Below are 26,699 nucleotides of genomic sequence, written 5' to 3'. Positions count from 1 at the left end.
GAATCCTACGTGGAACATATCTCCACCACCACGCTGATCATAACGCTGATCGTCATGGTGATTATCTCTGCCTATTTCTCCGGTTCCGAAACCGGCATGATGACGCTGAACCGCTACCGGTTGCGCCACATGGCGAAACAAGGCAACCGCCCCGCGAAGCGCGTGGAGAAGCTGCTGCGCAAGCCGGACCGCCTGATTAGCCTTGTGCTGATCGGCAATAACCTTGTCAACATTCTCGCTTCGGCGCTGGGCACCATCGTCGGCATGCGCCTGTACGGCGACGCCGGCGTCGCGATCGCCACCGGCGTACTTACCTTTGTGGTGCTGGTATTTGCCGAAGTGCTGCCGAAGACCATCGCCGCCCTCTATCCGGAAAAGGTTGCCTACCCCAGCAGCTTCCTGTTGGCGCCCCTGCAGGTGCTGATGATGCCGCTGGTGTGGCTGCTGAATACCATCACCCGCATACTGATGCGCATGATGGGCATCCGCACCGATACCGTCATCAGCAGCGCCCTGAGCAAAGATGAACTGCGCACGATTGTGAATGAATCCCGTTCACAAATCTCACGACGTAATCAGGATATGCTGCTGTCGGTGCTGGACCTGGAGAAGGTCAGCGTTAACGACATCATGGTGCCGCGCAATGAGATTGTCGGCATCGACATCAATGATGACTGGAAATCTATCGTCCGCCAGCTGACCCACTCCCCGCATGGCCGCATCGTGCTCTACCGCGATTCGCTGGACGATGCCATCAGCATGCTGCGCGTTCGCGAAGCCTACCGTCTGATGACGGAGAAGAAAGAGTTCACAAAAGAGATCATGCTGCGGGCGGCAGATGAGATCTACTTTGTGCCGGAAGGCACGCCGCTCAGCACCCAGCTGGTGAAATTTCAGCGCAATAAAAAGAAAGTCGGTCTGGTGGTCGATGAATACGGCGATATTCAGGGGCTGGTCACCGTCGAAGATATTCTTGAAGAGATTGTCGGCGACTTCACCACCTCCATGTCACCCACCCTGGCGGAGGAAGTGACCCCGCTTAACGACGGCACGGTGATTATCGACGGCAGCGCCAACGTTCGCGAAATCAACAAAGCGTTTAACTGGCACCTGCCGGAAGATGAAGCGCGCACCGTCAACGGTATTATCCTCGAAGCGCTGGAAGAGATCCCGGTCCCGGGCACCCGCGTGCGCATTGAGCAGTACGATATAGATATCCTCGACGTGCAGGACAACATGATCAAACAGGTGAAAGTGATGCCGGTGAAATCATTACGCGAGAGCGTCGCGGAGTAGCGCGAGCGAAGGAATTAATATCACGGTGGGCTGCGGCCCGCCGTTTTTTTTATCTCGCGCCAGCAGCGATGACACAAAAAACGGCCGCCCGCAGGCAGCCGTTGACCAAGGCAGCAAGCGTTATTTCGCTTTCGCTACCGTCACCATCGCGGCGCGAATAGTACGGCCGTTCAGGGTATAACCTTTCTGCATCACGGCCAGCACGTTGCCCGCCGCCACATCTTCAGACTCGACCATCGCAATGGCCTGGTGGACGTTCGGATCCAGCGGAACGTTGGTGTCGGCGATCACTTCCACGCCGAACTTACGCACTACGTCCAGCATAGATTTCAGGGTCAGTTCGATCCCCTCCACCATCGGCGCCAGCTCCGGGTTAGCCTTGTCAGCCACTTCCAGCGCGCGGTCCAGGCTGTCGATCACCGGCAGCAGTTCATTGACGAATTTTTCCAGCGCGAATTTGTGCGCTTTCTCGATATCCTGCTCGGTACGACGACGCAGGTTATCTTCGTCGGCTTTGGCACGCAGCATCACTTCACGTTCACGTTTCTGCGCTTCAGCCAGCTGGGCTTCCAGATTCGCAATTTTTTCATCGCGCGGATCCACCTGCTCAGCCGAAACTTCAGGCTCTACCGCCTCAACGTCGTCGTGCTGCTCCGTGATAATTTCTTCCGGGGCTTGCCCCTCAGGCGTTTTCTGTTCTTTACTACTCATGAATTTCTCCGCGTTTTTTTCGCATTCATCTCGCTAACTTCGCTTATTATGGGGATCAGTTTCCGGGTTTCAAGGGAAGCGGACAGATTGTCACTATTTCATTTAACGCAAGGACATCCAGATCATGAAGAACCATTTCAAGTGTATCGGCATTGTGGGACATCCTCGTCACCCCACCGCCCTGACCACACATGAAATGCTCTGGCGCTGGCTGTGCAGCAAAGGGTATGAAGTGCTGGTTGAACAGCAGATCGCCCATGAACTTCAGCTCAGCAACGTGAAAACCGGCACGCTGGCGGAGATTGGCCAACAGGCCGATCTCGCGGTGGTGGTGGGCGGCGACGGCAATATGCTCGGCGCGGCGCGGACCCTGGCCCGTTACGACATTAACGTCATCGGCATTAACCGCGGCAACCTCGGCTTTCTCACCGACCTTGACCCGGACAACGCCCTGCAGCAGCTCGCCGACGTGCTGGAAGGCCACTACATCGCCGAGAAACGCTTTCTGCTGGAGGCCCAGGTGTGTCAGCAGGATTGCCAGAAACGTATCAGCACCGCCATCAACGAAGTGGTGCTGCACCCCGGCAAAGTGGCGCATATGATTGAGTTCGAAGTCTATATCGACGAAGTCTTTGCGTTCTCTCAGCGATCCGATGGCCTGATTATCTCCACTCCTACCGGCTCCACCGCCTATTCGCTGTCGGCCGGCGGCCCAATCCTTACGCCGTCGCTGGACGCCATCACCCTGGTGCCGATGTTTCCGCACACCCTTTCAGCGCGACCGCTGGTGATCAACGGCGACAGCACCATCCGCCTGCGCTTCTCTCACCGCTGCAGCGATCTGGAGATCAGCTGCGACAGCCAGATTGCCCTGCCGATCCAGGATGGCGAAGATGTCCTCATTCGCCGCTGTGATTATCACCTCAATCTGATTCACCCTAAAGATTACAGCTATTTCAATACATTAAGCACCAAGCTCGGCTGGTCGAAAAAATTGTTCTGATTTTCACGGCTGCCTCTTTACTGGATAAAAAACCAGTCTATACTGTACGAAAACACAGTATTGGTTTTTCATACAGGAAGGCAGCTATGTTGGCGCAACTCACCATCAGTAATTTTGCTATCGTTCGTGAACTGGAAATTGATTTCCACAGCGGCATGACCGCCATCACCGGGGAAACCGGCGCCGGGAAATCCATTGCCATCGACGCGCTGGGGCTGTGCCTCGGCGGCAGAGCGGAAGCCGACATGGTGCGTCGCGGCGCCACCCGTGCCGACCTGTGCGCGCGCTTCGCGCTGAAAGATACCCCTGCCGCCCAGCGCTGGCTGGAAGAGAATCAGCTGGAGAGCGGGCGTGAGTGTTTGCTTCGCCGGGTGATCAGCGCCGACGGCCGCTCGCGCGGCTTCATCAACGGCACCGCCGTCCCGCTCTCGCAGCTGCGCGAGCTGGGCCAGCTGCTGATCCAGATCCACGGCCAGCATGCCCACCAGCTGCTGACCAAACCCGAACACCAAAAAACGCTGCTCGACGGCTATACCGGTGAGTATGCGCTTACTCAGCGTATGGCCGAGCACTATCGCCAGTGGCACCAGAGCTGCCGCGAGTTGGCCCAGCATCAGCAGCAGAGCCAGGAGCGCGCCGCCCGCGCCGATCTGCTGCAGTATCAGCTTAAAGAGCTGAACGAATTTAACCCGCTGCCGGGAGAATTCGAGCAGATTGACGAAGAGTACAAGCGCCTGGCCAACAGCGGCCAGCTGCTCAGCACCTGCCAGCACGCCCTTACGGTACTGGCGGACGGCGAAGAGGCCAATCTGCAGAGCCAGCTTTATACCGCGAAGCAGCTGGTCAGCGAGCTGGTGGGCATGGACAGCAAGCTTTCCGGCGTCCTGGATATGCTGGAAGAGGCGGCCATTCAGCTCAGCGAGGCCAGCGACGAGTTGCGCCACTACCATGACCGTCTGGATCTCGATCCGAACCGTCTGTTTGAACTTGAGCAACGGATTTCCCGACAAATCGCGCTGGCGCGTAAACATCAGGTGATGCCGGAAGAGCTGCCGGCGGTTTATCAGGCGATGCTGGAAGAGCAGCGCCTGCTGGACGACAGCGCCGGCTCGCTGGAATCCCTCAGCCAGCAGGTGGTCGAACATCATCAGCTGGCGCTGGAGACCGCGCGCCAGCTGCATGTCCTGCGCCAGGCCAGCGCCGACGAGCTGACCCAGCTTATCACTGAGAGTATGCACTCACTTTCGATGCCGCACGGGGTCTTCGCGATTGAGGTCGCGTTCGATGAACGCCATCTCACCGCCGACGGCGCCGACCATATTGAGTTCCGCGTCACCACTAACCCAGGTCAGCCGCTGCAGCCAATCGCCAAAGTGGCCTCCGGGGGCGAACTGTCGCGCATTGCGCTGGCGATTCAGGTGATCACCGCGCGTAAAATGGAAACCCCGGCGCTGATTTTCGACGAAGTGGACGTCGGTATCAGCGGCCCCACCGCCGCCGTGGTCGGCAAGCTGCTGCGCCAGCTGGGCGAGTCCACGCAGGTGATGTGCGTGACCCACCTGCCGCAGGTCGCAGGCTGCGGCCACCATCATTTCTTTGTCTGCAAAGAGACCGATGGCGAGATGACCGAAACCCATATGCAGCCGCTGGATAAACGTGCTCGCTTGCAGGAGCTGGCCCGTCTGCTGGGCGGCAGCGAAGTCACGCGCAACACCCTGGCGAACGCGAAAGAGTTGCTTGCAGCGTAAACTTTTTGATTTTCACAGGGTCATAGTGAACAGCAAATTGCCTGCTGACCTGCAGCCGGAGGTTTCCAACGGCGCGAAGGTCTATTATTATCGGCATATTACAGATGAGCCACGTACTGCTCGGGCCCAAAAAGGAATCAAATCACTATGCGCTGTAAAACGCTGACTGCTGCCGCAGCGGTTCTTCTTATGTTGACCGCAGGCTGTTCCACTCTGGAACGAGTGGTTTACCGTCCTGACATCAACCAGGGTAACTATCTGGCACCAAACGATGTAGCAAAAATTCGTGTCGGTATGACGCAACAGCAGGTAGCTTATGCTCTGGGGACGCCAATGATGACGGATCCGTTCGGCACCAATACCTGGTTCTATGTCTTCCGTCAGGAGCCGGGCCACCAGAAAGTGACTCAGCAGACCCTGACCCTGACCTTCAACAGCGGCGGTGTGTTGACTAACATTGATAACAAGCCTGCGCTGACCAGTCAGTAAGGCCCGGAAAAGCAAAAAGCGCTCGGTGAGCGCTTTTTTTATGGCTGATAGCCGGTCTGCTGCAGGTTACTTTGCGGCGCTTTTCTCTGCCCGCTGGCGACGCAGCTCTTTCGGGTCTGCGATCAGCGGACGATAGATTTCCACCCGGTCGCCGTCGTGAACTTCGTCATGCAGCTTTACCGGACGACTGTAGATACCCAGCTTGTTTTTCGCCAGATCGATGTCATCACGCAGCGCCAGCAGACCGCTGGCGATAATCGCCTGCTCGACCGTCGCCCCCTCGTCCAGGGTGACCCGCTGCAGATACTGCTTTTCAGGCAGCGCGTAGGCGACTTCAACACGAATATTAGCCGGCACTGTAAACCTCTTTGGCGCGCGAAGTGAACGCCTGCACCATGTTAGCGGCCAGCTCTTTGAAGATCCGGCCAAAAGCCATCTCAATCAGTTTATTAGTAAACTCGAAATCGAGATGGAATTCGATTTTGCAGGCCTCGGGGCTCAGCGGAATAAACTTCCAGCCGCCAATCAGCTTCTTGAACGGGCCATCCACCAGGCTCATCAAAATGCTCTGGTTGCTGGTCAGTGTATTGCGTGTGGTGAAGGTCTTACTGATGCCGGCTTTGGACACATCAACCGCCGCCGTCATTTGCGTCGGCCCCAATTCCAGCACGCGGCTACCGGTGCAGCCTGGCAGAAAATCAGGATAGGACTTCACATCGTTTACCAGTTGATACATCTGTTCCGCGCTGAAAGGCACCAGCGCAGTACGGCTAATCTGAGGCATAGCAGGTTCCACATTTAAACACAGTGCAAATAATATCATTTATCTGCTGCTAAAAAAAACGCTGTGCCGCAACTCGTGCTAAGATGCGCAGTACACCTCGCAGGATGCGATCGAGGTAACTGTGTATAAGACGATGACTTCAGGACATTATGACTAAGAAAAAAGCCCACAAACCTGGATCAGCCACCATTGCGCTGAATAAACGCGCCCGTCACGAATACTTTATCGAAGATGAATACGAGGCTGGTCTCGCCCTGCAGGGCTGGGAGGTCAAATCCCTGCGTGCAGGCAAAGCCAACATCGGCGATAGCTATGTCATCCTGAAGGATGGCGAGGCCTTCCTGTTCGGCGCCAACTTTACGCCTATGGCCGTGGCTTCCACCCACTATGTCTGCGACCCGACGCGCACCCGTAAGCTGCTGCTCAACCAGCGCGAACTCGACACGCTGTACGGCCGCATTAACCGCGAAGGTTACACCGTCGTCGCCCTGTCGCTGTACTGGAAGAACGCCTGGTGCAAAGTGAAAATCGGCGTCGCCAAAGGTAAGAAACAGCACGACAAGCGTACCGACCTGAAAGATCGTGAATGGGCGCTGGATAAGGCGCGTATTATGAAGCACGCCGGACGTTAATTTCCCCTCCCCGAGGGCCAGCTCTCGCTGGCCCTTACGCTATATCCTTGTTGATGCTGCTTTTTCGTCCACCCTGCTGAAATAATCCTGCGTGATGGGGCTGGTAACGACATTCACAAATCTGTTATACTTGACCTACACATTGGGGCTGATTCTGGATTCGACGGGATTTGCGAAACCCAAGGTGCATGCCGAGGGGCGGTTGGCCTCGTAAAAAGCCGCAAAAAATAGTCGCAAACGACGAAAACTACGCTTTAGCAGCTTAATAACCTGCTCTGAGCCCTCTCTCCCTAGCTTCCGCTCTTAAGACGGGGATCAAAGAGAGGTCAAACCCAAAAGAGATCGCGTGGATGCCCTGCCTGGGGTTGAAGCGTTAAATCTAATCAGGCTAGTTTGTTAGTGGCGTGTCTGTCCGCAGCTGGCAAGCGAATGTAAAGACTGACTAAGCATGTAGTGCCGAGGATGTAGGAATTTCGGACGCGGGTTCAACTCCCGCCAGCTCCACCAAATAAATCAAGGGGTTACGTGAAAGCGTAGCCCCTTTTTCTTTGGTAGTGGCGGCAAAATGGCGGCAGGCATTCAGTCAAGCCCAGTTCCTACTACATGCGATCGCAATTACAACTTAAAGAGTTTCGCTTGCCCTGGATTAACAGCTTCGACGTAGTTTTTGACCCCTATTCTGTGCGGCTCATAATTGCTTGAATAGAAATCAATCAGGAAGTCACTCATTTTCTGAGATGTGACTTTCATAACTCCCTTACTCAAAGTTAAATTAAACACGCTAATCTTTGACGATGGTACCTGAGTTTTACTCATGTTGGCTTGATAACCAGATTTACGCATTGCCACTAGTGCTTCGTCGTAAGCCGCTTGTAATTGGGCCAAATCGTTTGACGAGATGATCACATCATCCATAAACACACTTAGCTTGAGATCATGATGTTTGTTCAATCGGCGTAGTAAGCTACCAAAATAACTTTTATCTAAGCAGAGGGTTGCAAGTATTGGAGATTGAACAAAACCAAAAGGGAGGACATGCTTATGTGGACTATGGGACAAGTTTCTTACAGTTGAAAATGTTGAGATTTCCCGCGCTTGAGAATAGGTGAAGTAGCTCTTTAGATCACGGGTGATACGACTACGGCTCGTTGACTGAAAAAATTGTTTAATATCAACAACGGCAAAAAAATCACTTTTTAAGTGTAATCTGGCAGCTTTAAGATGCCCACCAGTTCTTAGATGGTAAAAATAGAGTGGCGGAATCCACTTGTTTCTGACAGCCTGAAGTATCTTCCCTCCGACTTTACGTGCCTCAACGCTTGGGACATAAACCCAAACCCCGGGCTTAATCTCAAATTTATCTTCCCACCTTTGAACTTCTATTGTCATGAGTTAAATTGTTGTAGTTGAAGGCCATGTTAAGAACGGCGTAAACCGCACCAACTAAGCCAACAAACGCGGTTGCGCATTTGAGCATAGCGGTGATCAGTTCAACACGCGCCTTAACTAAGCCAAGTTCGTTTGTATCCATAACTTGTTCCTCCATAGATACCTGACGTCTCTTAGCGCAAGCGCATGGCCCTAACTAAATAAAAAATAACAACCAGTTAGCCCAGAAAGCTTAACAAGTCGGCGTCCGATTACATGGCAATCAGGTAATCGGTCCGCAGTCGCAAAGCGACAAACTACATATCTACGGAGTGGGGATAAATCCCCGCTAACGTCAGGCATTGTTAATTTAACCTCAACTTATAGAAAAGTATAGTTTTAAATCATGTAGTTATGTCGCCATTTAAATCGGCAAACCCACCTGTTTAAATTTATGAGGATGCGGCTGAACCGGATTTGACTCTTTTGGTGTTGCAATCGAACGAACAAAAGTTTCATGGGTAACAAAAGTATGGCTGCAGTTAATGTTCTGGCACTGGTTGTAACGCTCTTTGGTCAATGAAGATACCTGAAAACTGCTGCGAGTATGGGCGGCACTTCCACACAGTGGGCAAATCATCATTTTTCGAGTTCTCCCCATTTTTGCTAAATTCACAATAATGATACCGAATTATTCCATTTTGAAAACTTAAAAGTTCTCCATTGCGAAGAATCATTCCATTTCTAAATCATCAATCTTCACGTCAAGCTCCAGACTGGTCGTAAAACCGTTATCCGGGCTGACAGTATGCGTCAGGGTGGTAATAGTCCATTCCGCATCATCTATCGGCTGTTTAAAGCCACTGACTTTCACTGGCATTTCCGTGTAGAGATCTGCCCGCCCTTCCGCCAGTTGTAGCGAGAAGGACGCAACGCCGCGTTGCAGGCGTTCCCACTGCATTTTCGCCGCTCGTTCGGCGTTGCTCCGGTTGGCATAAGTGCGATTAAGTACCAGCACGTTTTCATCCGTACCCACCAGGTAATCGCCCTGCTTCGCTTCCGGCTCTTTCTTCTGCTTCTTAGTTCTGCGCTTACGCTTCACCGTGGTGCTTTCTTTCTTCGCAGGTTCACGGGTATGCAACCAGCTGGCAATTACGCCCGTGTAGGCTCCGCGATCTGCCAAGGTAAAGCGATGACTGTCGCCGTCCTTGCGTGTGATAGTGATCACTGGCAGTGGTTTACCAGTGGCGCTTTTGCCCTGCCCCTGCCGGATGAATAACAGATTGCCATTTTTCACCGACGCGATGGCACCGTACTGTCGCGCCAGTCGCATCAGAAAACTGCCGTCACTCTCATTAGTCTGGTCTATATGCTCCACGGGCTTATCCGACAGCTCTTTACCCAGTGCCATCTTCAGCTTGTGCCGCGCGGCTATTTCCTTCACCACTTCCCCGATGGTGGTGTTATGCCACGATTTTTCACGGCGGGTATTCAGGGTTTCCCGAAAATCAGCACTTCGCGCCCGGATAGTCAGGCGGTCCGGTGCGCCAGTGTGTTCAATCTCGTCCACCGTGAATGCCCCTTTCGGGAAAAGCGGCTGCCCCTTCCAGCCCAGCGCCAGCGTAATGACCGCACCACGGCGCGGCAGCACGATTTTTCCATCGGCGTCGTCCAGCTCCAGATCAAGCTGGTCCGCTTCAAATCCCCGGTTATCCGTCAGCGTCAGCCCCATCAGGCGGTTGTCCAGCACAGTGGTGATATCCCTGCCTTCAATACTGATGCTGAATGCCGGAGTTTTGTTGCCTTTGTTAAGCAGTTCAGAGCTGAAATTCACGACAGCAGCCCTCCCACCGTTTTACTGATATCGCTTAAGGCAGATGTTTCCGTTCCCTGCAGATTATTCAGTTGCGCACTGAGATCACCGAACATATCGGACAGGGATTCATCCACGCGTTTTAGCGACAGGGTGAACTCAATCCTGCGCGGCATACCGTCGCGGAAAAACTCCGTTTTAGTCTGATTCAGTCCCTCAATCACATACATGCCGTAAATCGTGCCGCTGCCTTCAATCAGGGGCCATGCTTTCCCCTGTTCTGCCATCTGCTCCAGTGCCAACAACGACAGCCTGCCGCCTGTTATTTCCGGCATAAGAACGCCAGAAAGCGTCAGCATGTCGTTATCCGGTCCCAGAAACTGCGTTGACGGGCGTCGGTTAACCCGGCTGTTAGCCGCATGTCGCCAGCTGCGCTGATACTGCAGCTCCTGATACGGCACGGTGCGCAGCATAAACACGTATAATCCCAGCACCATCATCATGCGTCGTATCCCCCCTGATCGCTGTAGTTACTCCTGGCTTTTGCCTTCAGCCTGCGTTCACGTTCATCAAGCTGGCGGGCCACCTCCCGCGCAATATCCTGCGCACTTTGTCCTGGCTGCGTCTGAATGATGATCTGCGTCGGTGCCTCAATCCGTTGAACGGGCGGCACAGTGGCTGCACGACTCAACATCGCTTCGCCGCCTTTCGCGGGAAGTGCCAACGGATGCAACGGTGGAAGCTCTGCAGGCGCGGCAGCAACACCCATCATTCCGGCAACAACGGCAGCCAGTGCAGCTGTATTTCTCCGGCTGGTCACATTTGCCGGGCCGTTAACAATTTCCGGCCCGTTTTCACCGACGATGCCAAACTGCCCGCGCGGGATATAGCCGCCGCTGTCATACATCCCCGCAAAGCCATATCCCCATGACGGAAAACCACCCGATGGCATCATCACTTTACCGTCTGCATTCACCGTCGCAGGTTGCTGACGCGTCACTCTTTCCGGCAGTTTCGCCTTTGCAGCCTCTTTACTGACAATGCCGAGTTTCTCCAGCAACCATGAAACGCCAGATTTCAGGGAGTCCAGCGGATGCATGACCATATTCAGCCCTTCCGCCAGTGCCTCCCCGAATCTCCGCCCCATTGCCGCTGCACTCTGCAGTTCGGCAGAGGTCGACTTAACGGGCGTCAGCAGATCAGTAAACCAGCCCCACAGCGCCTGCACTTTGTCGCCAATCCACTGGAACACAGGCTTAAGCGGTTCGAACGCTGCACTGATGGGACCTGCCGCCGCTTTGAATCCTTCCACCACGCCACCGAGAAATGCGGTGATGGGTTGCCAGTATTTCCAGACAACCAGTGCCACACCCGCCAGTGCAGTAACCACAAGACCTATCGGACTGAGCAGAGCACCTAACAGACCAGATACGGCATACAGGGCAACGCGCAACATCGCCAGTGGACCAGATGCCAGTACTCGCAGCACCGTGCCTGTGGCAGCCAGCCCGCCGCGTAGTGCTGCCAGTGGATTCATAAACATCACAGCAACCGCACGTAAACCGGATAATCCAGACCGCAACAGTGCAACCGGCGCACCTGCTACAGTTTTCAGGACATTTCCCGTCAGTGATGCCGTGCGGTGCAAAGACGACAACGGCGCAGTAAGTAAACCCGCTGCGTTGCCCGATGAAGCAAGCCCGCGTCGCAGCAGTGCCAGTGGAGCGCCAGCCAGCCAAGACAACGCGCTGCTGGTTCGAGTTACTGCTGCCGTAACGGAAGGTAACGTTTTGATACCCAGCACAGAGAATCCCAGACGGATCACTGCCAGCGGCCCCAGCACTGCAGCCAGCGCCACCGCTAAGGTGCCGAGGCCTACGGTAACCGCAGCCACAACAGCCGCTACTTTCATCAGTGTGCCTGTCAGTTCCGGGTTAGCTTCCACCCAGCGGCGCAACGCCCCCGTAATGCTTTTCACCGTGTACAGAATATCCATCAGCGGCTGGCGCAGCGTTTCGCCCAGGCTGCTGAAGGTGTTCTGCGCTCCGGTTTTAACCAGCAACCACTGAGCAGAAAGTGAGTCCTTGTTGATGTCGGATTCTTTCTGCATGGAACCGAGCGCATCATTGCCCGCTGTCAGTTTTAGCTGGCGCTGCAGTTCCGGCAGGTTGTTTGCCAGTTTCGCCGCGTCATCACCAAACTCTTTACCAAACAACATGGTCATGGCAGACAGACGCTTGTCCTGCGGCAGTGCGTTCACCTTCTCCAGCACACGCTGGATAGTTCCCATCGCATCCTTCGTCATCTGCTTTTCAATCACTTCAGGATTGAGTTTCAGCAGATTCATCCCTTCAAAGAAACTCTTGCTTTGCATGGTGGCAATGGACAATTCACGCACCATCGCGTTTGCTGCACTGGCTGCAACCTCCGGCGCAGCGCCCAGTGTCAGAAAGGTGGAACCCAGTGCCGCCGCTTTACGATAATCCAGACGGTCAGCCACACCGCCCAGACGTTGCATGACATCAATGATGTCCGCCCCTTTCGACATGGCGTTATCATCCAGATAGTTCAGCGCATCGCCGAGCTGTTCAATATTGCGGGTAGGTATTTTGTAGAGCTGGGCGATTTTCCCCAGACTTTCTGACAGTTCATCCGCTGGCAGCTCAAAGGCTGTTGCCGCCTTTGCCGCCGTACTGGCGAAGGCCAGCAGGTCACGTTTCTGGTCTTCCCAGCTGTCGTCAGGGTTTGCGACGTTCATACGCGCACCACCTTCAACCAGTGCAGCGAAGTCCACCGCACCGTTTTCCATCGGCAACTGTTCGCTGGCAGCCTTGATGGCATCCTGCATTTCATAAAAACGTGCAGTGCGGTTGCCATTATCGTCACGCAGACCATTGACCTGCTTTGCCACACCTTTCATGGCATCTTCCATGCTGGTATAGCTTTTTACTGCCGCCATCACTGGTGTCCCCATTGCCAGCCCTGCAGCCGTGGTGGTGGCTCCGGCTCCTGCAATACGATCACGCACCTCCAGCGAACGGGCATAACTGGCACGCGCCGCATTCATCCTGCGCTGAGCTTCCCCCAGTCGCTTCAGCCGCGCCTCCTGTTTCGACAATTCCTGGTTATAACGTGATGTTTCACGGGCTAAACGGGCAGTTGCTCCCGCATCATCGTTCGCAGAAATTCCCGCCCGATACAGTTCTGCACGCACAAGCGCCGTTTGCTTCTGCAAATATTTTTGTTGTTCTTCCAGGCGTTGGACTGCCAGCGTTTGCCGACCTAAAGCCACAAGGTGCCGTTGTGATGGTTGTTCCATCGCTTCCACCTCAGAACTAAGCAAATTTGCCTTCTGTCTGGCATAGTTCAGCCTGTCGCCTAACCTTTTGTTATCGGCCTGCAGCTTGCGAAATTTTTCCAGGCTGTTACCCGCCTGATTGAGTTGCTTTAATGCGTCACGGGAGTTTCTGATTGCGCCAGCCAGCTCTTTCGAACTGGCCTGTGCAGCACGGAATGGGCGGGTGAGTTTGTCAACCGCATTAAGAATGACCTGCAGGCGCAGGTTATTATCACTCATCGTTGGCCCCGCTTCTCTGAATCGCTTTATACCGCCATTCCAGCACTTCTGTCAGCGGCATAACGTCAGTAACGGATGGCGGCCAGTGAAAAATGGTGGCGATATCTGCCACCAGATCGTCAACCGTCAGGCTGTCGGTAAACCGGCAAGCACCGACTTCTTCAACAAAAAAGTGACAACCTCAACCGACATGGCAGTGAGATCTGCCGGGTCCATCTCTGCAATTTCCTGTGCGGTCAGTGCCGGGCTGGAGATGCGGGGGATCACGGTCATCATCGCGTTCACATCCATATCCATAATGGCCTGCAGGCGTGTACCGCGCAGCGCACCGGACTGCGGTTTACGCAGCACAATTTCGGTGATTTCAGTTTTACCACGCTTGATGGGGGTATCCAGTTGAATGGTCTTTTCAGTCTGCTTATCGCTCATTTTGCTGTCCTGTAAATTGGGTCCTGGCGCGGCATTCCGCGCCGTTCAGATACATCAGAGGCCGAGGGCGTTGCGGTGCGCTTCCATCAGGTCCACACCGTCCACAATTTCCACCATGTTGATAAGGTCCACTTCATAGAGCACCTCACCATTGATGGTCAGCTTCGCGTAGCTGTTGGTACTGGTCACTTTGGTGGTGTTGCTTTCGCCCGTCTTCCACTCGCCGGAATCCACTTCTTTGTGACGCCCACGCACGACAAGCTCCACGGCCTGCACTTCCCCGGTATCGTCACGCTGGATAGAGCCGGTAAAGCGCAGTTGGATGCCATCCACCGTGGATTTGCCCATCTGCTTAAACAGCAGCAGTTCAGTACCACCAATGGAAAATTCTGTGTCCAGAGCACTGTCATCAAGCCCCAGATCCACATCCACCGCCCCCGGCATTCCGCCGCCGCGATACTTCTCATATTTGCGGGTGAATTTCGGCAGCGTCAGCGACTCAACTATCCCCTGCCAGTTGTTCCCGTCGTTAAACAGGTTCAGGTGTTTTAATTTGCGTGGTAAAGCCATGTTATCCCCTTACGCGCTGACCTGGCTGGAGAAATTCACCAGGTACTGATCGGTGATGCGCTGACGCAGCATCAGGTTTTCAAGTGGCGGCACTGGCGTGTAGTCGTAGTCGATGGTGAGCTTCCCGGCTTTCAGAGTATCTTTGTCGTTCACCGACTCATCCAGCCAGCAATCACCACCAATGAGATAGCCCTGACTGACCAGGCTGCGCATTTTGGCGCGGATACCTTCGATAATGTCGCGGGCCAGCGACGGGCTCAGCGGTTTGTCCACCGCCCACATGTGCGCTTCTGCCATTGTGTCCATCAGTACCTGCGCTGTGCGGGTGTAGTTTTCGAAGGCAAAGAGCGGATCATCACTCAGACAGCGGGAACCCCAGAAGCGGAAACCGTCCTTGCGCACAAGCGTGGTGACGTCGTTCTGGTTAAGCAGTCCCGCATCTGTTGCCGGGTCCTGCAGATCCCAGAACACATCAGCAGAAATTCCGGTGACACCGTTAACGCCCACGTTGGACAGGCTTTTGTGCCATCCGGTCTGCTCGTCAATTTTGGCGCGCAGACCAAGCGCACGGGCGGTGGCATATGCCGTTGCTTCGGCATTCAGCACCGTGTCCCAGCCAGTAAAGTCAGGCCAGATCAGCATCCCTTCGCGCTGTCTGAAGTTTTCACGGTAAGTGATCGCCTCCTGTACCGTCTTGCAGCCATACGCTGACAGGTAAGCAAACCCACGCAGGCTTTGCGCCACGCTCAGCAACTCAGTCGCTACCGCCTTGGTGTCGTGGCCTGGCACGCCGAGAATGCGCGGTTTAACGCCGAGCTGTGACTGGGCAGATAACAGGGCTTTCATGCCTGTTTTTTTACCTTCAGCAGTCACTGCGCCGATGATATTGGTCGTGGTTTCTTCTTCCGTTTCACCCTGCGGCACACGCACAACAATGGTCACGGGTTTTGCCTGGTCAGCGATGGCATCCAGCGAACGGGCCAGTGTGCCGGACTCACCCGCTTTACCACTGGCGGTAAGCACATCAGTGATCAGCACGGGTTTATTAAGGGGAAACATTTTTGCATCGGCATCATCGCCCGTGCAGACCATGCCCACGATGGCGGTGCTCACCGTGGTAATGGATCGGGCGCCTTCGTTGACTTCAACAACGCGCACCCCGTGGTGGTAATCCTGAGCCATAGTGGCGAACCTCCTGATTGGATTAGGCTTCGCCCTATGTTGAAGTGATTGTGCCTGACAAACAGCTAAGCGCGGTTGTGTCGTTATTCACACAAAATGACGGTATTTGTCTACTTGCAGGGATAATCAAAATAATGCTGATTCAGGGGGATTCATTGCTCTTATTTGCCGGAAATTTTCTATAAATGGTAGAAACGCCTACATCAAAAATCAGTGCAATACGCTGTCTTGATTCTCCGGCCTCGAGTAAACGCCCAATCTGTGCCCACTGTTCGGTGGTCAACTTAGGACGGCGTCCACCTACTCTGCCTTTGGCACGAGCTGCAGCCAGCCCTGCCATGGTACGTTCAACTATCAGTTCGCGTTCCATTTCAGCCAGGACCCCCATGACATGAAAAAAGAAACGGCCCATTGGGGTGCTGGTATCAATACTGTCAGTCAGGCTTCGGAAATTCACGCCACGCTGACGCAACTCTTCTATCAGCGTAACAAGATGCCGCATACTGCGCCCCAACCTGTCCAGCTTCCAGACAACCAGAGTGTCTCCTGCCGATAGTGTCCTGAGCAGTTTTTTAAGCCCCGGTCTGTCGGACTTTGTGCCACTGATTTTATCCTCAAAAATCCGCTCACATCCCGCGCAGTTCAGTGCATTACGTTGCAAATCGGTGTTCTGGTCATTTGTTGACACGCGTACATAGCCAATAAGCATGATCAATCCCCTGAATAAAAACCGTGGATGATGCCAGTTAGCCATTATCTCTGCATTTTCATAAACGTTGGTTTGGGAGGGATGGGGCAAACCTATAGCGCATCGCAAGATAACTCCTCAGAACCCTCCCCATGTTGCCCATCATCCACAGGCGGTTTTCGCTATTGTCGGTGGTTTTGTCGATGAAATAACTCCAAGCCGCAGTCGGTAAACTCACGCATACAACCGGGCAGTGACGTCATTGTTTGCGCGGAAATGGACGAACAGTGGGGTTACGTCGGCGCTAAATCACGCCAGCGCTGGTTGTTTTACGCGTATGACAGGATACGGAGGACAGTTGTGGTGCACGTATTCGGTGAACGCACGATGGCCACGCTGGAGCGTCATCTGGGCCTGCTGTCGGCCTTTGAGGTCGTGGTATGGATGAGGGATGGCTGGCCGCTTTATGAACCACGCCTGAAGGGAGAACTGCACGTTATCAGCAAGCGATATACGCAGCGCATTGAGCGGCATAACCTGAATCTGAGGCAGGAAGTCACTGTCGTTCTCAAAATCGGTGGAGCTGCATGACAAAGTCATCGGGCATTATCTGAACATAAAACACTATCAGAAAGTTGGAGTCATTACCAGAAATCGACCTTAAAATCAGCTGCTGATGATGAAATATCGTGGAGACAGGATGCTGTTGATGCGGGGATAGCGACGACGGAAGAAGCCGCCGCCTTATCTGAATGGAAAAAATACCGGGTGCTGCTGATGCGGATTGATACATCAAAAGCTCCCGATATTGAGTGGCCTACACCCCCTGCGGAGTAATTTCTGGCGGAGGGGCAAATGCCTCTCCGTCATATGTCCAGTCGATACCAGCCGATATGCCGTCAATATTCACAGTAATATAATCATAGAAAATGCCTCCAGTGCCATCCCATACAACAACATTTTCAACGACGCCATTTTTAACTAGCGCATAATTACTCATTATGCCAGCTCCTCAATGATTACGATTCCCGGGCGTCCCGCTGCGCCTGATTTAGCTGATTGGGATGGGCCATTCGAACAGCCGGATGCTCCAGAACCATAGCCCCCACCGGGATTTGCCGGGCTATTAATTGCAGGAATCGATCCGCCTACCCCAAATATACTATTTGAACCACGCGAGCCAGCGGCATAGCTATTTGCAACAGCTACGGCTGGTTCTGCCCCTGCTCCAGATGAGCCGACAATATTCCACCCAGTCGGGCTATCGCTGTTATTATTGGCCACGGGCTGAAATGGTGGGGTTGCCGGGCCGGCGGGTAATCCAGCTTTCCCGCCGGGCGATGAAATAAACGAACCAACTGAGCTAGCTCCGCCGTCAGCGCCGTATATTGAACCCGCCGTTCCTCCTGCACCGCCGGAACCGATGACGACTGACGCCGTTGTTATTGACGATACGTCATAAATGCCCTCAGCATATGCCCCTGCGCCGCCCCCGTTACTCACGGAAACCTCGTTACTACCCGTTGCCGGTGCAGCTGAACTACCGGCCCCCGCCCCGAGACATTTAATTCGCCATTTTTTTGCGCCTGGCGTTTTTGTCACTGTCCCGCTGGCAGTGAATACCTGTATTTTTAGCAGCCTACCAACGTATCCGCTCGCATCTCCCAAACCAAGGTATGTGAGAAGACCAGTTACATCCTTTCCACTCAAATTAGTCAGCGTATTGTCCAGCGGTTGTTTACCTGCCAGTGCATTAAGCATTGTCGTGGCAAAGTTCGGGTCATTCCCCAGCGCCGCCGCCAGTTCGTTCAGTGTATCCAGTGCCGCAGGTGCAGAACCCACCATTGCCGCAATCGCCGATTTCACAAATGCCGTTGTGGCAATTTGTGTATTGTTGACCGACTGTGCCGCAGTAGGTGCGGTTGGCGTTCCGGTGAGTGTCGGACTCGACAGCGGCGCTTTCAGTGCCAGCGCATTGTTAATGGTGGTACTGAATTTCGGATCATTGTTAATGGCTGCGGCTATTTCTTTCAGCGTGTCCAGCGTGGCTGGCGCACCATTAATAAGAGCCGTCAGAGCCGCCTGAACAAACTCGGTGGTCGCAATCTGCGTGGTGTTATTCCCTGCTGCTGGCGTTGGCGCTTTGGGTGTCCCGGTAAACGTCGGACTTTCTTTGGGTGCATACTGTGAATGCGGGTCCGGTGCGGCAAGATGTTTTGCCATCTGATCATCCGCGTATACCTTCAGCTCAAGTGCCTTGTCATCCACATACTTGCGGGTTGCCAGCACTACAGCAGGGTCGATTATCAGGGTGATATTGTCCGTGCTGCTGGTAATCAGCACCATGCGCACGGTCTGAGTGCGCCCGCTACCTTCAGCCAGTTGCGGCTTATAGCTTTCCGGGCAGTTGCCCACGGCAATCAATGCCCCGGACTCATCAAACAAGCCCACTTCACGTATCCACCAACCGCCCTCGTTTTCAGGGATCACCTGTTCGGCAATAATCTGACTGCTGTTCTGCGGGTCGATATAGAGCATATTCAGCGCAGCCCGGCGTTTCTCATTTACCAGTGCAGTCTGCTTTGAGTCTGGCGTTGGCAATACTCCGCCGCCATCGCCGACCGCCATATGGGTAATTTTTAGCGGCACACCGAGCGCGGCGGCGCTGGCAAGTTTCGCCGCGCCAATATCCGTCAGCAGGGTATAAAATTTTGTGCTCATGGATTCACTCTCATTGTGTCAATAACATGGACCGCCCCGCCTTCATGCGCGGTGCCGCCAGAAATAATTGTTTCGTTGATATACGGATAGATCGTGATTTCTTCGCCAAGATAGCTGGCGGCCCCCACCCAATGCGGACCGCTGGTCTGCAGATTGATGGACATGCCGATCATGTGACGGCTACATGGTTTGGCATCGCTTATCAGCCGCTCAAGTTCCAGATAGGTATCTTCAGTGATGCCCTGGTCCTGCACGCCGATATCCAGGCGAAACGTGCCTGGTGTTTCTCCGGTCTGCCACCACTCAATAATACGGATCAGAAAGCCGAACGGCTCCACCACCCGCCGCACGGCACTGGTGGTCCCTTTATGCTGATGAATATAAAAAGCATCCTTCACCACCTGGCGCTTGACGCTTTCTGTCCAGCCCTCATCCCAGCGATCCACAGAGAACGCCCAGGCGAGATAAGGCAGGAAACTGACCGGACAGGTTGCCGGATTCCACAAGTCACGCAGCGGCACCTGCAGATCAGAAATCCCACTGCAGGTTTGCGCCAGTCGTCGCTCCAGTGAAGTTGAACCCGGTGGCAGCAGACTATTCATCCGTTCCTCCGTTGGTCACGCTCCACTGCGTACATGATGCCGCCTGCGTTTTGTTCAGAACCACATCCGCCAGCGGAGAAGCCAGTTCCACACGTTGAACACCCTCAACATGCAGCGCGGCAAAAATAGCACTACGGCGAATATCCCGACCGAGCCGCGTCTGACTGGCGATGTACCTCTGCAGGCTGACTTTTGCCGCTGCCATTACCGGCTCTGCTTCCGGTCCCGGATAAAGAAAAATGGTGGCTTCCACACGGTACGGGATGATTTCTGCGCTGCGAACCGTCAGACGGTCAGCCACCGGGCGGACGTTCTCACTGTTCAGGGCTTTCTCCACCACATCCAGCAAGTCTTTTTCTGCTGTTCCGTCGCCTTCACGGCTCAGGACAGTCAGTACCACCTCTGCAGGTGCCGGACTGGTTGCACTGGCATCCGCCACCCGACCGTCGGCGCTTCGGGCATGAAATTCATAAGCTGCAGTTGGCCCCGCAACTGAAAGCCCTTCAAAGGCTGCAGGCACACGCAGGCGTAACGCTTCATCGCTTTCCATCACAGCTGCAACGGGCGGCACAGCGTCATTATCAGCAGGCGTCACCGTCAGGCGTTTCACATTGTAATTGGCAGCGAGCTGGTCCAGATCACTCCCTATGGCATAAGCCGCCATCACCGCCTGCGCGGCTTCGTTAATGCGCTGGCGCAGAAGCAACTCACGATAAGCGTTCTCCTGCAGCAATTTGGTGACGGGTTCAGATTCCAGTTCCAGCGTGCGGATCACTGCTTCCTGCTCATCTTTCGGATGAAGCGCAACAAATTCGGCCTTGCGTTCGGCAAGCAGCGTCTCAAAGTCCGGCACATCCACAATCTGCGGCGCAGGCAACTGCGAAAGGTCAATCACTGCCATTCTCTGCTCCTGTTGATACGGAAAGGGAAACAGGCACACCGTTATTACGCCGCCCGGTCAGCTCCACCACCATTGAACCGTCAAAATTGCTGTTGATGGTGATGGAATCCAGCGTCAGCCGTGGCTCCCAGCGACTCAGCGCCACATACACTGCCGACATGACCTGCAGGCGTAATGCCGGATTTTGTGGCTGGTCTATCAGTGTCGACAGCAGGGAACCATATTCACGACGGGCAATACGGCTACCCTGCGGTGTCAGCAGAATGTCCCGCACCGACTGGCGCAGATGGTCAATATCAGTAATGGCTTTGCCGCTGGTATTGTTCATCCCGCTATAAAGCGTCATACCGGACCTCCGGTTGTGTCGCCGCCTTTCAGGACGCCTGTATGCTGATGCGCATCAACCACAATCCCGTTAGAACTCATCGCTCCGCCGCCCTGGGTAACGCCACCATTGATCACCACTTCGCTGTTAATGCGCGTGCGGTCAGCCTCCAGTACAAACTCACTGGTTTTCATGGTGATGTTGTCGACAGCCTCAATGACCATGGATTTGATGCCCCTGACATACCAGCGCCCGGTGGCGGGTTCGTATTCAAACCAGCCACCGTCAGGATGTTCTGTCACGCAGGCGTCCGCCGACTTCGACGGTGGTGCGAACTGATTCGAATAGATGGCGGGCAGCGCAAACGCGGTTTCAAGATTTCCGCCCAGACTCAGCAGCACCACCTGCTCACCTTCCGATGGTTTCCACCATGTGCGGGCATTCCCGGCACGCAGCGTCAGCCAGTTAATCCAGTTGGTTTCAAGGTCGCCCGTTTTCACCCGGCAAAGCCAGTTTTCCCGGTCCACTTCGGTGACTACACCAGTGCGGATCAGATTGGTGATAAGGCGCATGATTTCGGTCAGTTGTGTATTCATTTCCAAATTATCAAACAGAACAAAGACTAATTCATCTATTTAGAATTGTAAGAGATTTGGCACAATGATAATTTAAAGAAAGAATGACAACTTTAAATAAAAACGCCCTATTAAAGGGCGTTTTTATTATTGCCTAAGTTTAGGCTTGATAATTCCTAGTGCATCCCACAAACCACAGTGTATTTCAAAATTCAACGTTGGGTCCATTTCTAAATCTTCATCATTAAATGACCACAAATAAACATCTCCGCCATCTGTTTTAGATCTCCTGAGTACATTCCCGATAGCACCGACTTTAAATAAACAACTCAGTATTTTATTAAGCGTTAATGTACCATCTCCTAACTTCAATTCTTCAAATTTTTCCTTGATTAAATGTGGAGTGAAACCTCTTTTTTTTACTGAACGTAAAAGAGAAAAACTGTCATCTATTTCTGAATCACTTAAATGTCCCGCAAGCTCAGATCTAATTTCACGTAAAAGATAAGATGAGTATTTTTTAGAAATCTTTGTAAACATGGAACTTTCAAATCTTTCAGTATTTTCTCCATATTCATCTTGAATATAAGTTAGCATCCTAACGGCATCTCTTGGGCGACCTAGAGTTCTATGTAAAATATAAATAGAGCTATGCTCACCTGCAACTCTCTCAGTGAAAATTTTCCCGAACAAATTAGAACCATTTAAATCATTATAATAATCAGTGGAGTTTTTGATCTTAAAAGCAATCATATCAAAAATCTCAGAATCACTTGCTCGCTCTCCAGCAGAACACCAATCAAGTGTAACAGAGTTATCTTCAATGATTTTATTAATATTCGGCGATGAAAAAGTATTTATTATATCATGACGAATAACTGCACCAATTTTAGCATCTATTTTATTTTGCATTAGAGTTTTATTAATTGACACAACAGCATTTAAAAAACTTATCATTGCATTTTTATATTCAACTGTTGCATCAAACTTATCATCTAACTCATCATAAAATACATATATTTTTTTATTACTCTCTTTTAGCATGTCAACAATAAAACACTGCAAAGATTCCATACATTCCAAATAATTCTTTTTTGTTTCTTTTGTTTTCTCGACCTCACCACCTTTTGCTTTGGCTTCACCACGTAATACTGGGAATCTAAATCCGATACCAACCTCACCCGACGTTTGGTACTCCCTAGTTATTTCAACTGTTTGCTCAGGCCTTAACTCGCCCGCGACATGGCCAAAAGAACGTAAAAAACTTTCCAAATGAACTATTTTATCCTCACTAAATCCTTTTTTATTACTTACAATATTCTTAGCAAGATTGACCAATATCATCCACTTGAAAATTGGTACATATTTTGTGGAAGACACATCCTGCCCCTGAAAGTGAGTAAGTTCATGAAAAACAAAATCTTTTAATGATTCCACAACTGCAATATAATTATTTTTTCGCTTGGCGTTACAGTAGACATTAACAAGCAATGTCTTACCCGTCCCCTTCCTGCCAATTACGAGCATTTTATTTTTTCTATCAAGTTTACTTAATGAATTATTTATATCATAAAAATATTTCGAGTAATTATCGAGAAATAATACCTCATTCTCTCCATAAACCTCACCAAATTCAAAATCACCAATTTTGGGGCGCATAACATCCTATCCTTAAGAAAATCATATCATTATAACAAATGCTTTTATATATAGCAGATTTTATATTTTCATTGAAGTAAAATAAACTCACTTATGCAACCCTCCCTTTTCCTGTAACCAACTGATTAATGTGTAAAATATAAAACTTTGTTCTTTTTCAGCAATGCCTAACAAACGACGCTCTGCATAACGGACCTCCGGTCCTTTTCGACTGACGCGATCACGCAGGCCGTAATGGTGAACGCGGGCAATGCGCTGCACCTTACCTTCAAACTGTACGCTGGCAGAATCCGCGCTGGCGGCGGTTTTCAGGTATTTTGTGGTGCGAAGTTTTGTAAACATCTGCCGTTTGATGCGGCCTTTTTTACTGCGTGCTGTTACTCGCCTCGGTTCATAGCTGCTGCCATCAGGATTGCGTTGCATCCTGATATTCTGCTGCTGTGTCCGGCGCAGTTCCTGCGCCAGCTGGCGCATCATGCGGCTTCTGGCGGCTGGTTCCAGATTCGCCAGCAAGGCACTCAGCCAGTCGTCCACTTTCTGCAGTTCAGCCACGTTTCACCGTCCACATTTCTTCAGGTTCATCAGGTTCCGCTATAGCTTCAACGCTCGACACACTGCCGTTAGTGCTGACCAGCACACGTTCCGTCAGTTGCAGGTTAAGGCTGATATCACAGACATCGTTGCGCAGAATATCCACCTCAAAGGTGAATAGCTTTTCCCGTAACGCCGGGTTATTGATGGCATCGGGCTGGTTATCCCGCAGCCACAGTAAAACCGGGGCCATCAGCAAATTTTGGTCGCCGCTGAAATCCTCTATCACCACGTTCAGGGTATAGCGGTACTCCCATGACATGGAGCTGGCCCCCGTGGCAACCAGCGAACCGTTATCCACAAACAGATGCAGTTTGTCCGGGTTATTGCGGACATAAGGCACTGCTTTATTGAGGGCGTGGCGCAGGGACTGTGGTTTGTTCACTGTTTCGCTCCTGACACGCAATAATCATGTCCACTTTGTCTGCACAGACCGCCCAGGCGGCCTCCGTTTCATCCAGCAATGCGTTCAGATCACCGTTAGTGCGCGGCGCTGCCTGCTCCAGCCGACACGGCGTCACTCGCGGACAACCACTGACGGTAAGCTGCACCTCCGGTAAGTGCCGGACGTTCCCGCAGCCGGATAATGTCAGCAGGCAAAGGAGTATCAGCCCAGCGGTGTAAATCCTCGTTCTCACGTTTCAGTTCCTCGATCCGGCGTTGTCGTTGTCTCAGCAGTGCACTGGTCTGTTCTGCTTCGGCGTAGAGCCGCGCCTGCTCCCGGTTGTTGGTTTCAGCCAGAATGGATAGACCGATCAGCTGGCTGTTTTTCTTCGTCAGTTCCTGCGCTTTACTTTTCAGCGCCGCGCGCTGCGTTTCGATGGTGTGGCTGGCGCTGTTAAGCCGCCACGACTGCCAGCCCAGCGCAACGAGTGCCAGTGCCACCACTACTGCCAGCGCACGCGTCATAGTCCAGCGCCTTTAAGGCACCAGGCCATCTCCCGCGCACGGCGGTTATCCAGCCCCTGATTAAACACACCTTTAACATAAACCCAGCGCGGCAACTGTCGGCACGCATCCGCCCAGCGCCGCTGGTTGAGCAATTTCACCAGCGTGGAACTGCAGGCATTGTCCGTTCCCACGTTGAAGGCAAACGACACCACCGCGTCATACACCTTCTGCGGCGGCTGTTGCTTCACACACCTTTCCAGCACCCGCTCCACACGTAGCACGTTGGAGATCAGCCCTTCTGCTGCCTGTCGTTCCGTAATGGTTTTGCCGGGAATGACGCCCGACGTATTACCAATGCCGTCGGTCCAGACACCCGCGCTGCACTGATACGGCTGCAGACGACAGCCTTCGTAATCGGCAATCAGTTTCAGCCCCTCCACGGAGGTGTGAAGCTGCTGAAAACCCGGCAGCGTGGCAGCAATAGCCAGCACGGCCCCGACAAGGCAGCGTTTAACGATTAATGGATTCATAATCCTCCCGCGAGATCTGCCCGTCGCGCAGAAGCTGGTAGGCTTTGTGTTTGTAGTACCAGTTGATAGCCAGCATCAGCACACCAATCATCAGGCCCCCCAGCGTTGAGGCATCCTTGATGGACAAATCGCCCAGCCAGGCCAGCACGACGGCGATGCAATACGTGATAAAGGCGCTGATTCGCTCAAGCGTCATAATTCAGTCCCATAGCTGGACGGTCTGCACGGTGGTGGTGGTCGGAATGTCCGGCAGCTCCACCTGCAGCCCGTGAGGTAAAAAGGGGCCGTGTTCGGCAAGCCCCGGATTTGCCTTCAGTACCTGCTCCGTGACACCCTGTGTACGCCCGTAATGACGCCAGCAAAGCGCGTCCACCGTGTCATACTGATGCGCACGTACTTTCATCAGATAAGCTCCACTGTGCAGTGCGGCGCATCCTGCACCCGGCTGACGGCCCAGCGGGCGTCACGCCACAAATCACCGCTGGCTTCTGCCAGTTCTTCGCCGCGCTTCACACCGGATGCCGTGGCGTCATAGTCCTGGTATCGTTCGTTGAGCATGGCGCGTGCCCAGCAGTAAACCGCGTTGAAATAGTGCTGAATGCGCTCACTTTTCCCGTCCAGCTGTTCTGCCGGAACCTCTGCCAGCGAGGCATACCCCAGCATCTGCTGGCGTCTGCGAAACTCGTACAGCTCTGCGTTGACCTCCGAAATTGCCGACAGCGCAACCTGCTTTAAACGCGGCTGCGTCACCGTGCCGTCAGTGCGCATCACGCTGCGAAACTCCGACAGGTCCACATCAGGCCAGAACGGCGTATTTCTGATGATTTCCGCCTGTTCCGGTGCCTGTTCTGGCGCAACAAACTTCATGCTGCTTTCTCCTGAAATAGAGGGCGGTGGACGGGGTTTTGATGTGGCGGTGCCTTTCGCCACCCCGTGCCGCCCGTGCGCGGGTGCACGTTCTGTCAGCGGCTGTCATTGCGCAGTCTGCGCTCCAGCTGCTGTTTGTCTTTTTTCACGCCACAGCGGGGATCGAGCTGTAACGCATGGTTGAGATGATTAAGGGCGGAAGCCGGATTGCTTTCACTCAGGACAGCGCCAATCGCTTTATGCAGACGCGCCCGTGACTGGTCCGGCATATCCAGACCGTCTGTCAGCTCAAGCGTCTGCAGCAACAGATCGGCATCAAAGCCGGTGGCGGCAAGCATTGCGCTCTGGGCTGCATCTGCCATTTCCTCTGCCAGCACGGTCTGCACGTTGCGGTTACCCAGCGGCATCACCCAGCCATGACGCAGGGCATGACGCCCGATCTCCAGCGCCCCGGCATAATCTCCGGCATCAATGCGCCACAGCATCACGTACATCAGCACGTCATCCTGTTGAGCGCCTCCGGCAGCCAGGACGCCCTCCGCCCAGGCGGCATATTTCGGCAGCAGCTCCACCTTTATTTCCGCTTTTTTCACCGTGGACTGAACGCCCTTGAGACGGCGGCGGTCTTCCGCCAGTTGCAGCAGCATCAGGTCATAGCCCGACGCGTGGCGAACACTGCCGCCTTCACGGGCGGCCTGTTCAGCCTGAACGCGCAGGCGATGCTGCCGTGCGGGACTCAGGCTCATA

Annotated in this window: 36 protein-coding genes, 1 other RNA gene and 1 pseudogene; 8 read left to right on the top strand and 30 right to left on the bottom strand. The window is 53.4% G+C overall.

Translation table 11 applies throughout. The features are described from left to right. Positions 1-9: 9 nt before the first annotated feature. Complete coding sequence (locus IB144_RS06030) at positions 10-1,296, top strand: HlyC/CorC family transporter (protein ID WP_004149392.1); 1,287 nt, start codon at positions 10-12, stop codon at positions 1,294-1,296. 120 nt (positions 1,297-1,416) lie between these two features. On the opposite strand, the gene grpE is transcribed toward IB144_RS06030, so the two are convergent. Continuing rightward, positions 1,417-2,007 carry a nucleotide exchange factor GrpE gene (grpE, locus tag IB144_RS06025; RefSeq protein WP_004174800.1) on the bottom strand — a complete coding sequence of 197 codons (591 nt, stop codon included), beginning with the start codon at positions 2,005-2,007 and terminating at the stop codon, positions 1,417-1,419. 124 nt (positions 2,008-2,131) lie between these two features. Between grpE and nadK the strand changes: the two genes are divergently transcribed. The 3 genes from nadK (at position 2,132) to bamE (ending at position 5,247) form a co-directional block, all read left to right on the top strand. Further along, positions 2,132-3,010, top strand: coding sequence for an NAD(+) kinase (gene nadK / locus IB144_RS06020; RefSeq protein ID WP_002914158.1), 879 nt, complete (start codon positions 2,132-2,134; stop codon positions 3,008-3,010). Between the two features lie 86 nt (positions 3,011-3,096). Next, entirely contained in the window at positions 3,097-4,758 is a 1,662-nt protein-coding gene (gene recN, locus IB144_RS06015) for a DNA repair protein RecN (RefSeq protein WP_014907093.1), read from the top strand. Between the two features lie 147 nt (positions 4,759-4,905). Continuing rightward, the gene (bamE, locus tag IB144_RS06010; protein ID WP_002914160.1) at positions 4,906-5,247 is read left to right on the top strand and encodes an outer membrane protein assembly factor BamE; all 342 of its coding nucleotides are present in this window, start codon (positions 4,906-4,908) and stop codon (positions 5,245-5,247) included. Positions 5,248-5,313: 66 nt separating this feature from the next. Here the strand turns inward: bamE and IB144_RS06005 are convergent, their stop codons facing one another. Together IB144_RS06005 and IB144_RS06000 are read right to left on the bottom strand one after the other, a co-directional pair. Further along, positions 5,314-5,604 (bottom strand): RnfH family protein, encoded by a 291-nt coding sequence (locus IB144_RS06005; protein WP_004145682.1) that lies wholly within the window; start codon positions 5,602-5,604, stop codon positions 5,314-5,316. Further along, positions 5,594-6,031 carry a type II toxin-antitoxin system RatA family toxin gene (locus IB144_RS06000; protein ID WP_004174798.1) on the bottom strand — a complete coding sequence of 146 codons (438 nt, stop codon included), beginning with the start codon at positions 6,029-6,031 and terminating at the stop codon, positions 5,594-5,596. The genes IB144_RS06005 and IB144_RS06000 overlap by 11 nt, the downstream gene beginning before the upstream one ends. A 149-nt stretch (positions 6,032-6,180) precedes the next feature. Between IB144_RS06000 and smpB the strand changes: the two genes are divergently transcribed. Beyond that, complete coding sequence (smpB, locus tag IB144_RS05995; RefSeq protein ID WP_002914164.1) at positions 6,181-6,663, top strand: SsrA-binding protein SmpB; 483 nt, start codon at positions 6,181-6,183, stop codon at positions 6,661-6,663. A 144-nt stretch (positions 6,664-6,807) separates the two neighbouring features. Continuing rightward, positions 6,808-7,170: a transfer-messenger RNA gene (gene ssrA, locus IB144_RS05990) on the top strand. Between the two features lie 108 nt (positions 7,171-7,278). Here the strand turns inward: ssrA and IB144_RS05985 are convergent. From IB144_RS05985 to IB144_RS05935, 11 genes are all read right to left on the bottom strand, one after another. Further along, positions 7,279-8,052 (bottom strand): reverse transcriptase family protein, encoded by a 774-nt coding sequence (locus IB144_RS05985; protein WP_040149007.1) that lies wholly within the window; start codon positions 8,050-8,052, stop codon positions 7,279-7,281. Continuing rightward, positions 8,021-8,194: a hypothetical protein gene (locus IB144_RS05980; RefSeq protein ID WP_000380485.1), complete on the bottom strand. Its 174-nt coding sequence runs from the start codon at positions 8,192-8,194 to the stop codon at positions 8,021-8,023. Before IB144_RS05980 ends, IB144_RS05985 begins: the two co-directional genes overlap by 32 nt. Before the next feature lie 261 nt (positions 8,195-8,455). Further along, positions 8,456-8,674 carry an ogr/Delta-like zinc finger family protein gene (locus IB144_RS05975; protein WP_000972389.1) on the bottom strand — a complete coding sequence of 73 codons (219 nt, stop codon included), beginning with the start codon at positions 8,672-8,674 and terminating at the stop codon, positions 8,456-8,458. Positions 8,675-8,764: 90 nt separating this feature from the next. After that, positions 8,765-9,865, bottom strand: a complete 1,101-nt coding sequence (locus IB144_RS05970) for a phage late control D family protein (RefSeq protein ID WP_040149006.1) — start codon at positions 9,863-9,865, stop codon at positions 8,765-8,767. Further along, positions 9,862-10,347 (bottom strand): phage tail protein, encoded by a 486-nt coding sequence (locus tag IB144_RS05965; protein ID WP_016529761.1) that lies wholly within the window; start codon positions 10,345-10,347, stop codon positions 9,862-9,864. The genes IB144_RS05970 and IB144_RS05965 overlap by 4 nt, the downstream gene beginning before the upstream one ends. Continuing rightward, positions 10,344-13,421 (bottom strand): phage tail tape measure protein, encoded by a 3,078-nt coding sequence (locus tag IB144_RS05960; RefSeq protein WP_031591348.1) that lies wholly within the window; start codon positions 13,419-13,421, stop codon positions 10,344-10,346. The genes IB144_RS05965 and IB144_RS05960 overlap by 4 nt, the downstream gene beginning before the upstream one ends. Further along, positions 13,414-13,533, bottom strand: a complete 120-nt coding sequence (locus IB144_RS05955) for a GpE family phage tail protein (RefSeq protein ID WP_000763311.1) — start codon at positions 13,531-13,533, stop codon at positions 13,414-13,416. Before IB144_RS05955 ends, IB144_RS05960 begins: the two co-directional genes overlap by 8 nt. A gap of 14 nt (positions 13,534-13,547) precedes the next feature. Further along, on the bottom strand, positions 13,548-13,850 hold the full coding sequence (locus IB144_RS05950; RefSeq protein ID WP_001281009.1) for a phage tail assembly protein: 303 nt from the start codon (positions 13,848-13,850) through the stop codon (positions 13,548-13,550). 54 nt (positions 13,851-13,904) lie between these two features. After that, positions 13,905-14,420, bottom strand: coding sequence for a phage major tail tube protein (locus tag IB144_RS05945; protein WP_001504081.1), 516 nt, complete (start codon positions 14,418-14,420; stop codon positions 13,905-13,907). A 9-nt stretch (positions 14,421-14,429) separates the two neighbouring features. After that, positions 14,430-15,602, bottom strand: coding sequence for a phage tail sheath protein (locus IB144_RS05940; RefSeq protein ID WP_031591343.1), 1,173 nt, complete (start codon positions 15,600-15,602; stop codon positions 14,430-14,432). Positions 15,603-15,744: 142 nt separating this feature from the next. Continuing rightward, a complete protein-coding gene (locus tag IB144_RS05935) occupies positions 15,745-16,311 on the bottom strand; it encodes a recombinase family protein (RefSeq protein WP_016529756.1) in 567 nt (188 codons plus the stop codon). A gap of 255 nt (positions 16,312-16,566) precedes the next feature. Here IB144_RS05935 and IB144_RS05930 point away from each other — a divergent pair, with 255 nt between their 5' ends. Together IB144_RS05930 and IB144_RS05925 are read left to right on the top strand one after the other, a co-directional pair. Further along, entirely contained in the window at positions 16,567-16,881 is a 315-nt protein-coding gene (locus IB144_RS05930; protein ID WP_348294586.1) for an IS1 family transposase, read from the top strand. Between the two features lie 60 nt (positions 16,882-16,941). Continuing rightward, positions 16,942-17,127: pseudogene (locus IB144_RS05925) on the top strand (tail fiber assembly protein); the annotation flags it as partial. Here IB144_RS05925 and IB144_RS05920 read toward each other — a convergent pair. From IB144_RS05920 to IB144_RS05845, 16 genes are all read right to left on the bottom strand, one after another. Continuing rightward, on the bottom strand, positions 17,108-17,290 hold the full coding sequence (locus tag IB144_RS05920; RefSeq protein WP_052454900.1) for a hypothetical protein: 183 nt from the start codon (positions 17,288-17,290) through the stop codon (positions 17,108-17,110). The pseudogene IB144_RS05925 and the gene IB144_RS05920 sit on opposite strands and share 20 nt — an antisense overlap. After that, positions 17,290-19,011, bottom strand: a complete 1,722-nt coding sequence (locus tag IB144_RS05915) for a phage tail protein (protein WP_064114837.1) — start codon at positions 19,009-19,011, stop codon at positions 17,290-17,292. Before IB144_RS05915 ends, IB144_RS05920 begins: the two co-directional genes overlap by 1 nt. Then, entirely contained in the window at positions 19,008-19,613 is a 606-nt protein-coding gene (locus IB144_RS05910; RefSeq protein WP_001086836.1) for a phage tail protein I, read from the bottom strand. Before IB144_RS05910 ends, IB144_RS05915 begins: the two co-directional genes overlap by 4 nt. Next, on the bottom strand, positions 19,606-20,514 hold the full coding sequence (locus IB144_RS05905) for a baseplate assembly protein (protein ID WP_031591606.1): 909 nt from the start codon (positions 20,512-20,514) through the stop codon (positions 19,606-19,608). Before IB144_RS05905 ends, IB144_RS05910 begins: the two co-directional genes overlap by 8 nt. Next, on the bottom strand, positions 20,501-20,860 hold the full coding sequence (locus tag IB144_RS05900; RefSeq protein WP_031591604.1) for a GPW/gp25 family protein: 360 nt from the start codon (positions 20,858-20,860) through the stop codon (positions 20,501-20,503). The genes IB144_RS05905 and IB144_RS05900 overlap by 14 nt, the downstream gene beginning before the upstream one ends. Then, the gene (locus tag IB144_RS05895; RefSeq protein WP_031591602.1) at positions 20,857-21,435 is read right to left on the bottom strand and encodes a phage baseplate assembly protein V; all 579 of its coding nucleotides are present in this window, start codon (positions 21,433-21,435) and stop codon (positions 20,857-20,859) included. The genes IB144_RS05900 and IB144_RS05895 overlap by 4 nt, the downstream gene beginning before the upstream one ends. Before the next feature lie 126 nt (positions 21,436-21,561). Beyond that, entirely contained in the window at positions 21,562-23,073 is a 1,512-nt protein-coding gene (locus IB144_RS05890) for a hypothetical protein (RefSeq protein ID WP_031591601.1), read from the bottom strand. 87 nt (positions 23,074-23,160) lie between these two features. Then, positions 23,161-23,625, bottom strand: a complete 465-nt coding sequence (locus tag IB144_RS05885; RefSeq protein WP_031591600.1) for a phage virion morphogenesis protein — start codon at positions 23,623-23,625, stop codon at positions 23,161-23,163. After that, a complete protein-coding gene (locus tag IB144_RS05880; RefSeq protein ID WP_001039947.1) occupies positions 23,618-24,049 on the bottom strand; it encodes a phage tail protein in 432 nt (143 codons plus the stop codon). The genes IB144_RS05885 and IB144_RS05880 overlap by 8 nt, the downstream gene beginning before the upstream one ends. Further along, positions 24,012-24,260, bottom strand: a complete 249-nt coding sequence (gene lysC / locus IB144_RS05875; RefSeq protein ID WP_223168837.1) for an Rz1-like lysis system protein LysC — start codon at positions 24,258-24,260, stop codon at positions 24,012-24,014. The genes IB144_RS05880 and lysC overlap by 38 nt, the downstream gene beginning before the upstream one ends. Next, the gene (gene lysB / locus IB144_RS05870; protein ID WP_031591599.1) at positions 24,145-24,573 is read right to left on the bottom strand and encodes an Rz-like lysis system protein LysB; all 429 of its coding nucleotides are present in this window, start codon (positions 24,571-24,573) and stop codon (positions 24,145-24,147) included. The genes lysC and lysB overlap by 116 nt, the downstream gene beginning before the upstream one ends. Then, a complete protein-coding gene (locus tag IB144_RS05865; RefSeq protein ID WP_031591597.1) occupies positions 24,570-25,085 on the bottom strand; it encodes a lysozyme in 516 nt (171 codons plus the stop codon). Before IB144_RS05865 ends, lysB begins: the two co-directional genes overlap by 4 nt. Beyond that, positions 25,066-25,281 carry an HP1 family phage holin gene (locus IB144_RS05860; protein ID WP_000171568.1) on the bottom strand — a complete coding sequence of 72 codons (216 nt, stop codon included), beginning with the start codon at positions 25,279-25,281 and terminating at the stop codon, positions 25,066-25,068. Before IB144_RS05860 ends, IB144_RS05865 begins: the two co-directional genes overlap by 20 nt. Positions 25,282-25,284: 3 nt before the next feature. Then, entirely contained in the window at positions 25,285-25,488 is a 204-nt protein-coding gene (locus tag IB144_RS05855; RefSeq protein WP_031591593.1) for a tail protein X, read from the bottom strand. Next, complete coding sequence (locus tag IB144_RS05850) at positions 25,488-25,952, bottom strand: head completion/stabilization protein (protein WP_002896151.1); 465 nt, start codon at positions 25,950-25,952, stop codon at positions 25,488-25,490. Before IB144_RS05850 ends, IB144_RS05855 begins: the two co-directional genes overlap by 1 nt. 95 nt (positions 25,953-26,047) lie before the next feature. Beyond that, positions 26,048-26,698: a terminase endonuclease subunit gene (locus IB144_RS05845; RefSeq protein WP_000059191.1), complete on the bottom strand. Its 651-nt coding sequence runs from the start codon at positions 26,696-26,698 to the stop codon at positions 26,048-26,050. Between the last annotated feature and the right edge of the window lies 1 nt (position 26,699).

The sequence above is a fragment of the Klebsiella sp. K4 genome, assembly GCF_014596785.2.
Classification (GTDB): domain Bacteria; phylum Pseudomonadota; class Gammaproteobacteria; order Enterobacterales; family Enterobacteriaceae; genus Klebsiella; species Klebsiella pneumoniae.
Note: the sequence above shows the minus strand (reverse complement) of the source record. Positions and strands in the feature narration are given on the sequence as shown.

Excerpts from the sequence above, each read along its gene's own strand:
- grpE (WP_004174800.1), bottom strand. The coding sequence starts at position 2,007 with ATGAGTAGTAAAGAACAGAAAACGCCTGAGGGGCAAGCCCCGGAAGAA.
- nadK (WP_002914158.1), top strand. The coding sequence starts at position 2,132 with ATGAAGAACCATTTCAAGTGTATCGGCATTGTGGGACATCCTCGTCAC.
- recN (WP_014907093.1), top strand. The coding sequence starts at position 3,097 with ATGTTGGCGCAACTCACCATCAGTAATTTTGCTATCGTTCGTGAACTG.
- bamE (WP_002914160.1), top strand. The coding sequence starts at position 4,906 with ATGCGCTGTAAAACGCTGACTGCTGCCGCAGCGGTTCTTCTTATGTTG.
- IB144_RS06000 (WP_004174798.1), bottom strand. The coding sequence starts at position 6,031 with ATGCCTCAGATTAGCCGTACTGCGCTGGTGCCTTTCAGCGCGGAACAG.
- smpB (WP_002914164.1), top strand. The coding sequence starts at position 6,181 with ATGACTAAGAAAAAAGCCCACAAACCTGGATCAGCCACCATTGCGCTG.
- IB144_RS05985 (WP_040149007.1), bottom strand. The coding sequence starts at position 8,052 with ATGACAATAGAAGTTCAAAGGTGGGAAGATAAATTTGAGATTAAGCCC.
- IB144_RS05980 (WP_000380485.1), bottom strand. The coding sequence starts at position 8,194 with ATGGATACAAACGAACTTGGCTTAGTTAAGGCGCGTGTTGAACTGATC.
- IB144_RS05975 (WP_000972389.1), bottom strand. The coding sequence starts at position 8,674 with ATGATGATTTGCCCACTGTGTGGAAGTGCCGCCCATACTCGCAGCAGT.
- IB144_RS05965 (WP_016529761.1), bottom strand. The coding sequence starts at position 10,347 with ATGATGATGGTGCTGGGATTATACGTGTTTATGCTGCGCACCGTGCCG.
- IB144_RS05960 (WP_031591348.1), bottom strand. The coding sequence starts at position 13,421 with ATGAGTGATAATAACCTGCGCCTGCAGGTCATTCTTAATGCGGTTGAC.
- IB144_RS05950 (WP_001281009.1), bottom strand. The coding sequence starts at position 13,850 with ATGAGCGATAAGCAGACTGAAAAGACCATTCAACTGGATACCCCCATC.
- IB144_RS05945 (WP_001504081.1), bottom strand. The coding sequence starts at position 14,420 with ATGGCTTTACCACGCAAATTAAAACACCTGAACCTGTTTAACGACGGG.
- IB144_RS05940 (WP_031591343.1), bottom strand. The coding sequence starts at position 15,602 with ATGGCTCAGGATTACCACCACGGGGTGCGCGTTGTTGAAGTCAACGAA.
- IB144_RS05935 (WP_016529756.1), bottom strand. The coding sequence starts at position 16,311 with ATGCTTATTGGCTATGTACGCGTGTCAACAAATGACCAGAACACCGAT.
- IB144_RS05930 (WP_348294586.1), top strand. The coding sequence starts at position 16,567 with ATGGACGAACAGTGGGGTTACGTCGGCGCTAAATCACGCCAGCGCTGG.
- IB144_RS05920 (WP_052454900.1), bottom strand. The coding sequence starts at position 17,290 with ATGAGTAATTATGCGCTAGTTAAAAATGGCGTCGTTGAAAATGTTGTT.
- IB144_RS05915 (WP_064114837.1), bottom strand. The coding sequence starts at position 19,011 with ATGAGCACAAAATTTTATACCCTGCTGACGGATATTGGCGCGGCGAAA.
- IB144_RS05910 (WP_001086836.1), bottom strand. The coding sequence starts at position 19,613 with ATGAATAGTCTGCTGCCACCGGGTTCAACTTCACTGGAGCGACGACTG.
- IB144_RS05905 (WP_031591606.1), bottom strand. The coding sequence starts at position 20,514 with ATGGCAGTGATTGACCTTTCGCAGTTGCCTGCGCCGCAGATTGTGGAT.
- IB144_RS05900 (WP_031591604.1), bottom strand. The coding sequence starts at position 20,860 with ATGACGCTTTATAGCGGGATGAACAATACCAGCGGCAAAGCCATTACT.
- IB144_RS05895 (WP_031591602.1), bottom strand. The coding sequence starts at position 21,435 with ATGAATACACAACTGACCGAAATCATGCGCCTTATCACCAATCTGATC.
- IB144_RS05890 (WP_031591601.1), bottom strand. The coding sequence starts at position 23,073 with ATGCGCCCCAAAATTGGTGATTTTGAATTTGGTGAGGTTTATGGAGAG.
- lysB (WP_031591599.1), bottom strand. The coding sequence starts at position 24,573 with ATGACGCGTGCGCTGGCAGTAGTGGTGGCACTGGCACTCGTTGCGCTG.
- IB144_RS05865 (WP_031591597.1), bottom strand. The coding sequence starts at position 25,085 with ATGAATCCATTAATCGTTAAACGCTGCCTTGTCGGGGCCGTGCTGGCT.
- IB144_RS05860 (WP_000171568.1), bottom strand. The coding sequence starts at position 25,281 with ATGACGCTTGAGCGAATCAGCGCCTTTATCACGTATTGCATCGCCGTC.
- IB144_RS05855 (WP_031591593.1), bottom strand. The coding sequence starts at position 25,488 with ATGAAAGTACGTGCGCATCAGTATGACACGGTGGACGCGCTTTGCTGG.
- IB144_RS05850 (WP_002896151.1), bottom strand. The coding sequence starts at position 25,952 with ATGAAGTTTGTTGCGCCAGAACAGGCACCGGAACAGGCGGAAATCATC.
- IB144_RS05845 (WP_000059191.1), bottom strand. The coding sequence starts at position 26,698 with ATGAGCCTGAGTCCCGCACGGCAGCATCGCCTGCGCGTTCAGGCTGAA.